This window comes from Paenibacillus sp. UNC496MF (assembly GCF_900113915.1).
Classification (GTDB): Bacteria; Bacillota; Bacilli; order Paenibacillales; family Paenibacillaceae; genus Paenibacillus_Z; species Paenibacillus_Z artemisiicola.
The window spans coordinates 73,760-87,752 of the sequence record NZ_FORE01000016.1; the positions used below are offsets into that span (position 1 = coordinate 73,760).

Sequence of the window (13,993 nt, forward strand, 5' to 3'; positions counted from 1 at the left end):
GAGAGATGCACAGTGGCAAACAATCGCAGTGGACGGAAAAGTGGCAGCTTGGCGAAGGGAGGTGAAATCAATGACCATCAAGCATTATCCTTCGATCAAGCCGGCACCGATGCCGAAGAATCTCGGGACATCCTCGCAGCTAGCGCTCCAGCAACTAGCGCGGCAGGACAGGATGGCAACGCAGATGGGCTTCCGACCACCGCGGTGGATCAAGATGAAGTAATGACGCTTTTGGCGCCATTCATCTCGAATCCTGAAGGCAGTGTGTACGCCGTTACCAACTTGCCGGAAGAGTTTGTCGCTGTGCTCTTTGCTTGGGTGTCGCGCTCGTCGAAATCCTTCAAAGAGCATTTGCTTCAAGCCATCAAAGATGGCCATATCGACATGAACAAGTACAAGGATGCCAATGCATTCGAGCAGTTGACCGAGAAGGCGTCGGCCTTCCACGAGAAGTGGACCGTTGGTTACGGACACAGCTCCGTCGCCGAGCATGCCATCACGCATGTCGGCATCGAGAAGGTCAGTCGTCTGGCATCGGCTGAACTGGAGCTCTCCAACGAGTTCTATTCGATTACCGAGTATTCGCAGCGCTACCAGAAGCCGGTCCTCGGCGGATGGTACAATCCGTATGGCACGGAGGCGGAAGCGGGCGACACGGATGATTGGATGATCTATGAAACCTTTATGCACCGCAGCTACATCGTGTTCGAGCAATTGATTGAAGGCGTGAAGCGTCATTTCATGGCCCAGGAAGATAAGCAGCTACAGGCGATGTCTCCGAAGCAATACGAACGCCGCATGGCTGCCATCGAGAAGCTGGCCTTTGAAGACGCGCGTTATGCACTCCCACTCGCCATGCATACGCAGCTCGGCATGACGGCAAACGGTCGCGCTTGGCGGGATGGACTCGTCAATCTGTACAGTTCCGATTATCGCGAAACACGGCAACTGGCAGATGACTTGAAAAACGAAATCACCAAGGTCTTGCCGACCTTATTGAAATATGCAAATCCTTCGCAGTACCAGATCAACAGTAAGAAACGTAATAAGGCGTTCTTCAATGGAGCCAAGGGGCAGGGAGAAGGGCAAGCGGCTCGCCTGATCAGCTTCCCGGATGAGCGCGCTGGCCTCAATACGCTTCTTGCACTGGTGTATGTCGAACAGTATGGCATCCCGTTCAATGAAGCCCTTGCTCGAGCTGGCACGATGTCAGATGAGAACATGAAAAAGTTCATGGACGGCATGATGTTCGAGTTCGGCAAGTTCGACAACCCGCCGGAGGCATTCAAGCAGCTCGATTACCGCGCTGAGCTGCTGATCTCGGAGGCAAACTGGCACCAGCTGCTGCGACACAACCGTAAGACAAATTTCATCTTTAACGAACCGACTCCTTACCAGGGCATCACAATCCCGCCGCGGATTCGCGAAGCCGGCTTGGAGGACCTACTGATCTTGCATGCTAACCTTGCTGAGTCGATGTTCAAAGGCATGGAAGCGGACATTGCGCCGTATGTCGTGCTGAATGCACATCGGCGACGCATCGTCGCTCACTTCGATCTGTGGGAGGCTTACCATCTGATCAATCTTCGTACCAGCGAAGAAGCACAATGGGACATCCGTCAAACCTTTACCGACCTGTATAATCAGCTCATGTTCGTAAATCCGAACCTGATCCAGTATGCAAAAAGAAGGTAACATGATAAAATAGTAATGCATTACATTTTATCATGATCGGAGGATGACGGACGTGGCTAATCTTGTACAAGCACAAGCGATTTTCACAGAATTGCTGGGAAAATACGAAGGCGCTGAACAAATGCGCAATGCACAGTTCGGCGGCATGTATCGCGAAAATAATGCAGCTGCTCATCAAACGAAACTGTCTTTCGACAAGCAGTTTAAAGATGCGGTGGCCGCAAATAAACCGGCCGATATGCAATCGACTTTTGACGCTTTGCTCAAAAAGTTCGAAGGTGCAGATCACATGCGCAACTTCGCGGCTTCCACTCGATACATCGAAGATGAGAAGATCACGAAGGAAACAGTGAAGGCGTTCAAAGCCCGCTTCGCGGCGGCTATGGCCTAAACACCAAGGGGGCCACTTTATAGTGGCCCCTTTTCTTTTTCAGTTATTAAAGAGTGGAGGGGAAGACATGAAGGGCAAGTACATCTCTGAGGTTGGGCATTTTGATGGCTTAATCAAAAATAAAGTGTATGAAATCATTGATGAAAACATCGAGCAATACAAGGTAGAAAACGAACTTGGAGGATTTTCTTGGTGTCAGAAGGGGAAATTCGAGATTCAAGACTGAATAAAATATGACTTCCATCTACATAAGTCGCTGACGCTCCGTTTCATGTCAGTTAAGAAAAAAGGGGGACCATCATGGCCATCGAACAACAAAATGTCATTTCCATGCATCAAGTTCAGGCACTGCTGAATGAGCTCAATCCCATGCAGCGCCAGGCTGCAGAAGCGTTATATGGGCCGGTTCTGGTACTGGCCGGAGCGGGAAGCGGCAAGACCAAGACCCTGACCTACCGGATCGCCAATATGTTAGCACACGGCATTCCTTCCAGCGACATGTTTGTCGCCACCTTTACGAACAAAGCCGCTCGCGAGATGAAAGAGCGGATCGCGAAGGCAGTTGGTGAAGAAAACGTAAAGGGGCTCTGGATGGGCACCTTCCATAGCCTGTGCGTCCGAATCCTGCGTCGTCATGGTCATTACCTGGGATATGACTCCAGCTTCTCGATCTATGACACCAGTGATTCGTTAAACATGATCGAGCGGATCTATAAAATCATGAAGATTGACGAGAAATATAAGCCGGGCCTCGCGCTGTATTACATGGACAACGCGAAGAATAACCTGGCGCTGCCGGACTGGTGCATGCTGCACATGGCGCAAACGCCGCAGGATGAAGTCATGGCGATCGTGTACGACAATTATCAGCGCATGATGAAAGAAGCCAACGCCATGGACTTCGGCGATCTGATCATGAACGTCGTATATCTGATGGAGACGAACCAGACGGTCCGGGATTACTGGCAGAACAAGTTCAAGTTCGTGTATTCAGATGAATACCAGGACTCGAACCACGCCCAGTTCAGATTGCTTCTGAATCTGGCCTTCCCGCACAACAATCTGTTCGTGGTCGGCGATCATCGGCAGTCCATTTACAAGTTCCGCGGAGCTGATGTCCGCAACATTCTGCAATTCGAGATCCAGTATCCGGGCGCACAGCTGATCAATCTGAATCAGAATTACCGCTCCACGCAGGTCATCGTGCATGCCGGCAACGTCATTCACCGCAACAATTCGGTCCAGAAGGGCGAGGAGCTCTTTACGGAAGCCGAGACGGGGCAGAAGATCGTAATCGCAAAGAACGAGAACGAGACGAAGGAAGCGGCGTTCATCGCCTACATGATTCAGAAGAAGGTCAAGGAGGGCCGCAAATATTCGGACTTTGCGATCCTATACCGCGCGAACAGTCAGTCGGCGCCGTTTGAGCAGCTGTTCATGCATAACATGATTCCGTATAAGGTCGTCGGCGGTACCGGATTCTTCCAGCGCGAAGAAATCAAGGACGTCGTGGCTTACCTGCGCGTCATGCATAACCGCAAGGATGATTCCGCGCTACTTCGGATCCTGAACAAGCCGGCGCGCGGCATCGGCGACACCAGCCAGAATCATATCACAGCCTATGCTGACACGCAGAAGGTGAGCGTTTATCGCGCACTGAAAGCCGTGGACAGCATTCCGGAGATCAAGAAGGCCGCGGCAACCAAAATCAAGGACTTCCTCGATCTGATCGAGAAGCTGCATGAGCGGCAGACCGGCGATATCTTGAAGTTCGTGCGTACGGTGGTAGAGATGAGTGGCTACTGGAACATGTGGGCCTCGAAGCCGAATAAAGAGCATGAGGAGCGCCTGCAGAATATCGAGGAGTTCTTCCGGCTCGTCGAGCGTTACAAGACCGAAAATGAAGGCAAGACGCTCGCCGACTTCTTGCAAGAGATCAGCTTGCTGATGGACTTTGAGGACGGCAAAGCCGACAATGCGGTACGTCTCATGAGCATGCATGCTTCCAAGGGCTTGGAGTTCCCAGTCGTCTTTATTTCTGGATGTGTTGAAGGTGTCTTCCCATCCTGGCGAAGTCAAGAACAAGAGGACTTAGAGGAAGAACGCCGACTTGCATACGTGGGCATTACAAGAGCCGAAAAGGAACTGTTTATGACGCATACAGAGAAGCGTACTCACTTCCGTGGCGGCATGCAGGCCTGTGAACCATCTCGTTTCTTAAACGAGCTTCCTCAAGAAATCGTGCAGAATATCGATCTTTCCGCTAAAAAATCATAGATTTCGACGAGCTTCTTGATTATAATAACTTGTAGCGGGTTATATTATGCTCAAGAAGCTTTTTTTTGAGGAGAGAAGGTGTGGTCTTATAATGTCTATGACCCAGCGAAAGGTTGCTAGGGAAGATATTTTTAAGTACATGGAAGCGTTAATTAAGAAGTCTCGGAACGGTGAAGCCGAGGTTTCGACATCTCATCTTGCAGAGCACTTTGGTGTTAAAGGACCATCTATGGAATATCATCTGAAGAACCTCGTTGAAGAGGGTTCATTATTACTTTCAGATAGACGCGGTGCCTATAATCGTAAAATATATAAACTGCCTGGTGGGCGCGCCATGAACGTTCAGACTCCACTTTCAGGTGACGCTTTGAAGGAACAGCTTATAAAAATCAAGGATCAAGCTCTCGGGATCGGGTCAGCAGCCAAGACATCCGAGCAGGAGAAACCATCCAGCGATCTTCCACCCGTTCGGCGCTTGCATGTAGTGACGCCGCTTCATCCGGAAAAGCAAGGTGAGCAGCCAGCTGCACAAGAACAAATTTGGGATGAAGAACAAGAGAAACGCCTGCAAAAGGCGCGCGAGCAACTAGATAAAGAAGATCGGGAAAAAGAGCAGCTTTTGCGCGATCTTGAGCGTCGCGAGAAGACGCTGGAGGAGAAGATCGACGACTTTACGGAGCGCACGCGGGCCGTGCCGCAGCCGCAGGAAATGCTCACGAAGGATGATCGTGAGATCCTGGCGGTGATGAACGAATCCATTCAGCAGAATATCCTGTACATGAAGGATCTTGCGCAGCAGCTCTCCACGGTGGAAACCAAGGCGATGGTGCAGCATCTAATCGAGGATCGCAACCAGAACCTGGAGAAGATCGCCAAGATGGAGCAGGAGCTAAAGGATACGTATCGCCGGCTGAACGAAGCACAACAGGCGCAGAGTAACAAGGAAAGCAACGCGCCGGATCCCGGCCGCATTCGTATGATGCAGCAGCTCATCGCGGCGACCGTGGACCAGTTTGTGGATTCACCAAATCATACGATGGCTCTGAACAAAGGCGAGTTCCGCAAGAACTTGAACAAGGATATTACGAGTCTGATTCAATACGTGCTTGGCATTCAGAATTAGGCGGCCGCGTGCCGCTTTTTTCATGTCTGGAAAGGGGCTTTAATGAATATCGTACAGGACCAGAGTGATCTGATCATCAAAGAATATGATGACTTCCTGGAATATCGGACTGATCGAGATACGATGGAGCTTGAAGGATATGAGTATCTGCTCATCTCAACATGCAATTCCCGCGGTAAGTATGTTGTGAACTACATGCGCCGCTGACGCGGCAGTTCATCAAAGTTAATTACATGGAGGTGTCTCATGTCGCGTTATTATCCTGACTGGTTCAAGGAGCAGTTGAAAGATAAGGCTGATCTGGCGCAGGTAATCAGCCAATTCGTACAGCTCTCTCCGCTTGGAACCAATTTGTTTGGCGTATGTCCGTTTCATGACGATCATAGCCCAAGCATGCAGGTCAAACCGGAGACGAATACGTTCTTCTGCCATTCCTGCGCAGCCGGCAGTAAGCATCATAGCCGGGTGCAATCCTCGGACGTATACGGTTTCCTGAAGGGCGCATTGAGCGGCAATATGGCTGATGCCATCGAATGGCTGGCCAATTTTCTGGGCGAGCAGTTGCCGATCATGGATGCCGAGGAACAGAAGAAGGCGACGCTTCGCGGCAGGTGGTATGATTTCTGCAATGCGGCGGCCGATCGCTTTACGAACAATCTACTGAACAACAAGGAAGCAGTCAACTACTTGTATCACCGTGGCTTCACGATGCAGGATATCCTGAATTGGAAGCTCGGCTTCGGTGATAAGGTGGACTATGACTTCCGAAATACCGATGAACGGATCGTATTCTCGTTATTCGACTACAGCGGCAACGTGGTCAGTTTTACCGGCCGAGTCCTGATGCCTGATCATGTTCTCAAGGAGACGAATGAGAAGCTCGGCACGGAAGGAAAGGGGAGAATCCTCAAATACCTGGATCGCTATCCGGTAAAGAAGGATGATCCGTATTACCATGACCATCCGTATCCGGAGTTCGACAAACGCAATCATTTGTACGGCATGCATGCGGCTAAGGATTATATCCGACAGTGGGGCACTGTGGCGCTCGCTGAGGGCTGGACGGATGTAATTAAGCTGCACAAGTATGGCGTGAAGCACGCGGTCAGCACGATGGGTGTGGCGCTCACAGAGGCGCAGGTAATGCTCATGAAGCGCTCGGGCGCTAAACGGTGCATGATTCTCCGTGACGGGGACAAGGCCGGTTATGATGCGGCGCAGCGCGACGGCGCGATCCTGGAGAAGCATGGTATCCTGCCGATGATCGTGCCGCTCGAGATGGGCATTGACCCGTGCGAGCTCTGCGACCAGTTCTATGGCGAGCACGACCGGCTGGCCAAGTACCTGACAGACAATGCCATGACGTTGCCTCAGTTCAAGATCATGCGTGTGCTGGACGAGACGACTGGCCAGATTCATTATCATCAAAAGCAGCTCGCCTTCCTGCAAAACGAGCGGATGCAGCGCGTCATCCAGGTGCTCAGTACGATTGAGGATCCGGTGGAGCAGGACATTTACATCCGGCAGGTGTCGGAGCTGTTCAGCATTTCTTATGCCGCCATTCAGGAAAATGTAATGCATTACAGCAAAAATCAGACGTTTATGATACAATAAGCTCATAATGAAGGAGGTATTGCTGCATGAGCAACTATAATAACGGCGGAAAGCGTAATTTCGGCGATGGCGGGAGCTTTGATCTATCCAAATATGAAACGGTTAAATCGCGGAAGACGCGCCTGCGGACGGATCATCCGAATGCACTCATTTATCCGATGCAAATTTCAGGTGTCCAATACGCAAATCACTTTGTTGTACATCTGGCTCTCGTCTGGAAGGACAAGGCGACGAAGAACAACACGGCCGAGGCGATTCTTGCAATCACCGAGCTTTGCAAAACGATCACCATGGACAATGCAAGCATCGTTGCTTCAGCGATCGGCTTGGTTCTGAACGCCGATTCGGTTGGCCATAGCTTGTCGATCGCCGGCGGTGCCAAGGCGGACAAGAACGCCTGGATGGAAAACTGCGAGGAGTCCGCGGTTGGCCGCGCGCTCGACAACATGGGCTACCATAGCGGCAGCGCAAGTCAAGAAGAAATGCTCAAGGTGCAGCATACCGAAGCGGCCCAGCAAGAGCGCGTCCAGCTCGAAAACGAGATTAATGGCATGCTGATGGATTATGCTTCTCGCGGAGCCAATCTGCAACAGCTGCAGCAAGCTTGCATCATGAGCACAAAGCAATTCACATTCCTGCACGAGCTGACAATTGACGAGCTGCGCACCGTGATCGGCGTGCTTCGCGGCACTCCGGCAGCGTAATTCTATTTTTCTATTTTCCTATGGAAAACTTCTCCTCACTTGTGCTATGATAGGCGCGAGAGGGAGATGATTGAATGTCGAATCATTTAAACATGCTACGAAATGCTCCAACAGCAGCCGACTTGCTCAAGCAAGCTACCAATATCGACGATAAGCCAAAGCCAGCTGCCGGGATCGGCATCAGGCGAAATGCGGGACAACCCCCTGTTCCTGCTCCGATTGAGCATCAGGAGGCGTCAGCAGGCATCCAGGAAAGTGCAGCGGCCATCGAGGCGCCGCCGGCAAGACGATCAGTTTCACGAACTGTCGATGCCGAACCAAGGAGCTCGGCAAGAAAGAAAAACGAAGGCGAGTCCGAACTGGGCTTGCAGCGCGCATGGCGCACAGGGCTGACCGAAGCCGATTACGGTAAGCGGTCAAAACCGCACCAAGTTTACATTTACAATAAGCATGTGAATCGCTGGCTCAAGAACTTCTCCGACGAGAACAAGGACGAGGGTGGCGAGCCGATCATCAAGAATGCACTGTTTGAGGCGATTCTTGATGTGGTCATCTACGACATGGGCTTAGAGCCATCGGGCTTTAAGAATGTCGAGGAGATCCGCAACTATTTACGCAGCAAATTGAAGTAATTTCGAGGGCATTGCATCTTATAAGATGTAATGCCTTTCATTTTGTTTAAGATATGGTATAATCATACGAGAGGAACACGGAAGGGGAAATATCATGGAGCTCCTGAGTGCTTACATATACAGCAACGCTCCGATGCAACTGACTTTAATCAGCTACGAATCGCTGGAAAAGTTGAAAGACATCGAATGGTTTGAAGATGCACGCACGCCGGACCGGTTTAAGATTCTCAATAAGCGGTTCAAGATTGAGGGCATTTGGTACCGCGTCGTCTTGCGTTTCAAGAAGGTTGGCGAAGTTTTGGACCTGGATACGCCCATTCCGTTTGCAGTTATTCAAACAGAAATTGCCGGCATGAAAGGATCCGTGCAGGACATTGCCGTTCAATTCAAGGATGTGCGCGCCTGGCACGGCAATACGATCAAACAGACGCATAATTATATCCGCGAAGGCGTCCCCGCAGAGTTGATCGATACGATCATGCAGGAATTGCGGGAAAATCTGATTTACCAAGGCGATAAGCGGAGGCCAAAGACGCGCGCCGAAATCGACCGAAATCAAGGTGAGCTCGACATTACGCATGCGGATTTCATGGAGCGTCGGGAAACTCAAGCCCGTCCGATCCGGATGCTGCAATTAGGCCGGTCAGTGGCGGAAATGATTGGCATAGAGTCAGTCATGGTTGATGAAATCATCAATCGCGCACAATCCATTTATCGAAATGGTGGGCCTGATCTTGATATTGATTTTCCAGCCATTAACGAGGAGGAATAGGCATGTACGCAAGGGACGTGAACAGTCCATTATCCAAGTTCACCGCAAGGCTTTTGAGCACGTATTTAAAATTCCCGGATACCAAACCGGTCACGGCGATCGACGTCAAATGTGGCAACGGTGAAGCGCTGAATGAGCTGACGCGCACCGCGGCCATTCCGTTCAAATACGGCATTGAGCCGAACGATTACCTCGCGCGTGTCGCCGGCGAGAAATTCCATCGCGTTTGCAAGGCGGATTATAAGAGCCAATCGAAGATCACGAACGATGCGTTCTCGCTGGCTATCGTCAATCCGGTCATCGACCGCCGCGTGCAAGACGAGATGCTGAGCAACTTCGACTATTTCAAGGATCCGGACTTCGAGGCCGAAGAGCGCACACGCATCCTGGCACTGGAGGCCACGAAAGACCAGCTCGATCTGAACATGGATGACCTCTCCGAGGAGGATAAAGCCAAGCAGGAGGAAAGCGTCGAGAAGAAGATCCAGAAGGCCGTCCAGGATCGCAAGATCGCGTACCTGCGGGCGCTGCGGGAGCAGGAGAAGCGGACTGAGCTTTACCGTGACGATAAGTTCCTGCTGGCCATGATCACGCGCTATTTGGCGCCGCGCGGCATCCTCGTCTTCATCACACCGAAAGAGCTGATTGACGGTCAGATCTGCTTCAAACTGGCGAACAATTATGAGAACATCAGGATCATGCGCCAGGAGGACGATGAGTATGATGCGCAGCGCAAATGCATCATCATTGCTCGCAAGCGCGCGCGTGTCGTGCGCGACGAAGAAACAGCCGCCCAGTTGATGAAGTATAAGCGAAAGTCATACAAGGACATCCCGACGGTCGCGCCGCAGGTGGAAGCTCTTTATGAAGTGCCCACCAAAGCAGTTGAAGAGATCTTGAACTTCCGTGTCGGCCCGATTACGGGTGAGGAAGCAATGCATCTGCTGACTCGCGCAACCGCTGTCTCCACGTATATCAAGACGTATGGTATGGCATTCGAGAACAAAATGCCCAAACCGCCGACGCAGCTGCATAAGGGGCACGTTTCCTTGCTGCTCGCAAGCGGACTCTTGAATGGCTACATCGGCACCGGCCCAAATCAGCACTTGGTTAAAGGCAGCGTCATCAAGATGAGCCAGGATCGGGAAGAAGAAGATCCGGAAACTGAAGAAACCAAGACCGTCGAGCGTGAATACTTCCATATCGGCATCAAGTATCTGGACCGCCACGGGCAGTTCCACACACTTCTGTAGGAGGAGGGACGGACATGAAACTCTGGTTTAGCTTAAACGAATTTCGTCATTTCTTGGCCGGTGAAAAGGCCGTTGGATATACCGAGAAGAACGATGCAGCTGGCGCCATTCATCCTCAAAACGTCATGAGCGTTGAACGAGAGGTGGAGATGGGGGCGGGCCGCATCATGGCGCAGAAAAAGATCTAGGAGGGCGACACCACATGGCTGAACTGATTGCCAATGAGATATACAAGGTCGAGCTGTTCGGACGGGGCGTCAACTCGTCCGCATACTGCGACCTTATGGTCTATGATGCAGATCCGAGGAAACGGGAAGTATACCTGCTGAATGCCATCAACACCGATATTAAAATGAAAATGCTGGCCGCCGACATGGATCAAGTCAAGACTGGCAGCGTTAAACGTGCGGAAGGCAATGTCTACGACAAGCCGCATGTTCAGCTGACGATATACACGCGCAACAAAAATATGTTTGACATGCACGAGAGCAAAATTGACGACATGACAAACATGCTATTCGTAGCCAAAAGCGCGAAGCCGAATATCAAGGAGCGCCAGGAATGGCGCGCTCGCCGCGATAATGGCGAGCAGGTCGGTCTGCCGCCGGAGGAGCTTGTCCTCGCTTGGGACGGTAACCTGCGCGACCAGCTGTATCGCGTGCTCGACGATCGGTATAACACACCGATGTTGGAGGAATGGAAGGATTATATCGTGGACATGTGCTTGGAGTATGGCTACTTCCGGCAGCTCAGAACCATGAGCTTTGGTCGCCATTATGATCTGGAGGCCGGCGTACTTCAAGTTACCGAAGAACAGCTGGAAGAAATCATCTCCGAAGGCATCAAATCCTATGAATTGAACTTTGCAATCATGGAGGACAGCACCGTCGAGCCGGTCTTAGATCAATGCGAGACGCTTGATGCGTACCTGGAGCACTTTGCCGGTGCGCTTGGCCAGCGGATTCAAGAAAACTCGACGCTGCGCTTCGATCCGCGCAATGAGGATCATCACCGTGCGCTCTATGAGTGCAACCTGCACGCGAATAAGAACGGCATCACAGGCCTGTTCCCACCGCAAGCGGATGTGGTCATGGGTGTCGCGAAAACACTGCAGGAAGAGAAATACTGCTTCATCATCGGCGAGCCGGGCTCCGGCAAGACGGTCATGGGCAGCACCTCGGCGCATGTCGCTGAAGCCATCCAAGGGGGCAAGGATACGCCAGCCCCGTACCGTGCTCTTGTACTCTCCCCCGGCATCATGGTGGAGAAATGGATGCGTGAGATTCAGGAGCGGATCCCAGGGGCAAAGGTGTATCAGATTTCGCGCTGGACGGACGTGAAGAAGCTGGAGAAAGCGCCGTATCGTCCGAAGGAGATCGAGTATTATGTCATGAGCTCCGATGCATCAAAGCAGACGTATCCGATGGAAGCCATCGCGGATTACCGTCTCGGCATCAATCGCGAAGTGACGCAAAATGTCGGCAATAATGATGTGCGGGATGCACTGGAGCGCGGCGAGCACCCGCGTATTCGATTCCAGAAAGATACGGTTTATGTGAATGGCTCACCCGTGCATCGTGTCGATCTTGGCCCGACTGCGATGGTCTGCCCGCGCTGCGGCGGCCCGCTCCAGGAGTCCAAGCAGTATTATGCCGGTGAGCATTTCTTCGAGCAGAAACGTGACGGCAAGTGGGGCATGGCCATGAAGGCCGAGAACTACCACTGCAACAATGTCGTCGAAACCAAGTTCCTCCCGAAAGAGGACATCAAGGATCCGAAAGAAGACATGCAGAAGTGCGGATTCGTGCTCTGGCAGCCGAAACGCCTGTCTCCGGCTTCGCTGGAGCGGAAGGTATCGCCGGCGTGGTATATCAACAAGCGCCTGCGCCGCGGCTTCTTCAAGTATCTGATCGCTGACGAAGTGCATGAATACAAGTCCGGCGAGTCTGATCGCGCAACGGCGTTTGGTCAGCTGGTCAACCACACCGAAAAGCAGATTCTGTTGACCGGTACGCTGCTTGGCGGCATGGCACGGGACATTTTCTACCTGATCGCGCGCCTTGATCCGCGGAAGCTGCAGAAGGAAAGCATCAACTTCAATGACGAGAGTGTCTTTGTCGAGCGTTATGGCGTGTTCGAGCATACGATCACCCTCCGCAACGAGCGCCGCAACCGCAAGAAGAAGCAGCAGCCAGGTGTCAGCCCGCAGGTATTCCCGCGCTTCCTCATGAGCAACTGCGCCTTCATTGAGCTGTCCGACCTCGGTTATGCGCTGCCGCCGTACCGAGAGCAGCCAATCTTCGTGGATATGGATGATGACCTGCATCAGGCCTATCACGAGCTGGAAACGGCCGTTGGCGACCGGATGCGCGAGAACGTCTTCCACGGCGGCATGAAGCACGTCGCCACGTACATCACGAAGATGTATCAGTACGTGGATCTGCCGTTTGGCCATGGTCCGATGATGTACGACGATCGCGGCACGGAGCGTCTGCTGCATCAGCCGCGCAACCTGCCGGATGATTACACGCCGCCGAAGTACAACGCACTGCTCAGCTACCTGGATGAGCGTATCGATGAGCGGGGCAAGAAGGTGCTCTTGTATGTGCGCTTCACCGGCAGCAAGAACCGCTATGCGGCGGATACGTGGCTGTACGACAAGTTGAAGGCGGATGGCTACAATGTCGGCATCCTGCGCTCCTCGGGGCAGTATGACGGTCACAAGTTCCCGAAACAAGAGGATCGGGAAGCATGGCTCCGTCAGAAGATGGAGAAGCACAACTGGGACGTTCTCATCTGTAATAGCCGCTTGGTGTCCGTGGGTCTCGATTTGCTCATGTTCCCGTGCATCAACTTCTATCAGATGGACTACTCGGCGTACAACTACATGCAGGCTTCCCGCCGCTCCTGGCGGATTAAACAGACCGAGGATGTCGAGGTATCCGCGATGGTCTATCGCGAGACAATTCAATCGGATGTTCTTGAGAACATTGCCAAGAAGATCGACGCGGCTATGGCGCTGCAGGGCAAGTTTTCGGAGGAAGGCCTCCGAGCAATGGCCGACAGCGGCGACGGCATCAACGCACTGGCGAAGAAGCTCATGAGCGAAGGCCGACTCGACGACATCAGTTCGATCGAGGATCGCTGGAAGCGAATCAATGCGTCTTACGAACAAATGCAGAACTCGTCTTACGAGGGCTACGACAGCTACGAGATGAATCCACTCGGCATCGAGGAGGTTCGCCGAATCTCTGCCGGCCTGGTGTCGAAGATGCGCGACGACGTGGCATCCGGCAAGATCTCGGTCGAGAAGCTTGACAGCTATCTGGCACATATCGAAGACATGTTCGTCGAATTTGCCAATGCGAAAGAAACGAACAAAGGCCTCAAGAAGGCAGATCGTATCGTAGAGGGACAAGGGATGCTGGTCTTGGAGTTCTAAGACTGGCTTCCTGAAAGGGGGTGATAAGCGTGCAAGAGGAAAACGCAAAACCTAAGCGCAAGCGCGGACCCGCCCCCGTTATTGTTCCAA

12 protein-coding genes are annotated in these 13,993 nt (G+C 52.3%); all 12 read left to right on the forward strand.

The features are described from left to right. Positions 1 to 12 precede the first annotated feature (12 nt). Positions 13 to 1,695: an FAD-dependent thymidylate synthase gene (locus BMZ79_RS26565; protein WP_143089118.1), complete on the forward strand. Its 1,683-nt coding sequence runs from the start codon at positions 13 to 15 to the stop codon at positions 1,693 to 1,695. A gap of 52 nt (positions 1,696 to 1,747) precedes the next feature. Further along, positions 1,748 to 2,086: a hypothetical protein gene (locus BMZ79_RS26570; protein ID WP_143089119.1), complete on the forward strand. Its 339-nt coding sequence runs from the start codon at positions 1,748 to 1,750 to the stop codon at positions 2,084 to 2,086. Between the two features lie 67 nt (positions 2,087 to 2,153). Then, entirely contained in the window at positions 2,154 to 2,312 is a 159-nt protein-coding gene (locus tag BMZ79_RS34470; RefSeq protein ID WP_177222357.1) for a hypothetical protein, read from the forward strand. Between the two features lie 74 nt (positions 2,313 to 2,386). Continuing rightward, complete coding sequence (locus tag BMZ79_RS26580) at positions 2,387 to 4,363, forward strand: ATP-dependent helicase (protein ID WP_090646256.1); 1,977 nt, start codon at positions 2,387 to 2,389, stop codon at positions 4,361 to 4,363. Between the two features lie 139 nt (positions 4,364 to 4,502). Next, complete coding sequence (locus tag BMZ79_RS26585) at positions 4,503 to 5,486, forward strand: hypothetical protein (protein ID WP_218154806.1); 984 nt, start codon at positions 4,503 to 4,505, stop codon at positions 5,484 to 5,486. 246 nt (positions 5,487 to 5,732) lie between these two features. Next, entirely contained in the window at positions 5,733 to 7,100 is a 1,368-nt protein-coding gene (locus tag BMZ79_RS26590) for a DNA primase (RefSeq protein WP_090646258.1), read from the forward strand. Between the two features lie 26 nt (positions 7,101 to 7,126). Continuing rightward, positions 7,127 to 7,804: a hypothetical protein gene (locus tag BMZ79_RS26595; protein ID WP_090646260.1), complete on the forward strand. Its 678-nt coding sequence runs from the start codon at positions 7,127 to 7,129 to the stop codon at positions 7,802 to 7,804. 74 nt (positions 7,805 to 7,878) lie between these two features. Further along, positions 7,879 to 8,436: a hypothetical protein gene (locus tag BMZ79_RS26600; RefSeq protein WP_090646264.1), complete on the forward strand. Its 558-nt coding sequence runs from the start codon at positions 7,879 to 7,881 to the stop codon at positions 8,434 to 8,436. A gap of 94 nt (positions 8,437 to 8,530) precedes the next feature. Beyond that, a complete protein-coding gene (locus BMZ79_RS26605; protein ID WP_090646266.1) occupies positions 8,531 to 9,208 on the forward strand; it encodes a hypothetical protein in 678 nt (225 codons plus the stop codon). A gap of 2 nt (positions 9,209 to 9,210) precedes the next feature. Beyond that, positions 9,211 to 10,461 (forward strand): DUF6094 domain-containing protein, encoded by a 1,251-nt coding sequence (locus BMZ79_RS26610; protein WP_090646268.1) that lies wholly within the window; start codon positions 9,211 to 9,213, stop codon positions 10,459 to 10,461. 14 nt (positions 10,462 to 10,475) lie between these two features. After that, positions 10,476 to 10,649 carry a hypothetical protein gene (locus tag BMZ79_RS34475; protein WP_177222358.1) on the forward strand — a complete coding sequence of 58 codons (174 nt, stop codon included), beginning with the start codon at positions 10,476 to 10,478 and terminating at the stop codon, positions 10,647 to 10,649. A 14-nt stretch (positions 10,650 to 10,663) separates the two neighbouring features. Continuing rightward, positions 10,664 to 13,903: a DEAD/DEAH box helicase gene (locus BMZ79_RS26615; protein ID WP_090646271.1), complete on the forward strand. Its 3,240-nt coding sequence runs from the start codon at positions 10,664 to 10,666 to the stop codon at positions 13,901 to 13,903. Positions 13,904 to 13,993 lie beyond the last annotated feature (90 nt).

What these genes read in the sequence shown, in the direction of transcription:
- BMZ79_RS26605 (WP_090646266.1), top strand. Translation starts at nt 8,531, where the DNA reads ATGGAGCTCCTGAGTGCTTACATATACAGCAACGCTCCGATGCAACTG.
- BMZ79_RS34475 (WP_177222358.1), top strand. Translation starts at nt 10,476, where the DNA reads ATGAAACTCTGGTTTAGCTTAAACGAATTTCGTCATTTCTTGGCCGGT.
- BMZ79_RS34470 (WP_177222357.1), top strand. Translation starts at nt 2,154, where the DNA reads ATGAAGGGCAAGTACATCTCTGAGGTTGGGCATTTTGATGGCTTAATC.
- BMZ79_RS26585 (WP_218154806.1), top strand. Translation starts at nt 4,503, where the DNA reads ATGGAAGCGTTAATTAAGAAGTCTCGGAACGGTGAAGCCGAGGTTTCG.
- BMZ79_RS26615 (WP_090646271.1), top strand. Translation starts at nt 10,664, where the DNA reads ATGGCTGAACTGATTGCCAATGAGATATACAAGGTCGAGCTGTTCGGA.
- BMZ79_RS26590 (WP_090646258.1), top strand. Translation starts at nt 5,733, where the DNA reads ATGTCGCGTTATTATCCTGACTGGTTCAAGGAGCAGTTGAAAGATAAG.
- BMZ79_RS26600 (WP_090646264.1), top strand. Translation starts at nt 7,879, where the DNA reads ATGTCGAATCATTTAAACATGCTACGAAATGCTCCAACAGCAGCCGAC.
- BMZ79_RS26595 (WP_090646260.1), top strand. Translation starts at nt 7,127, where the DNA reads ATGAGCAACTATAATAACGGCGGAAAGCGTAATTTCGGCGATGGCGGG.
- BMZ79_RS26580 (WP_090646256.1), top strand. Translation starts at nt 2,387, where the DNA reads ATGGCCATCGAACAACAAAATGTCATTTCCATGCATCAAGTTCAGGCA.
- BMZ79_RS26610 (WP_090646268.1), top strand. Translation starts at nt 9,211, where the DNA reads ATGTACGCAAGGGACGTGAACAGTCCATTATCCAAGTTCACCGCAAGG.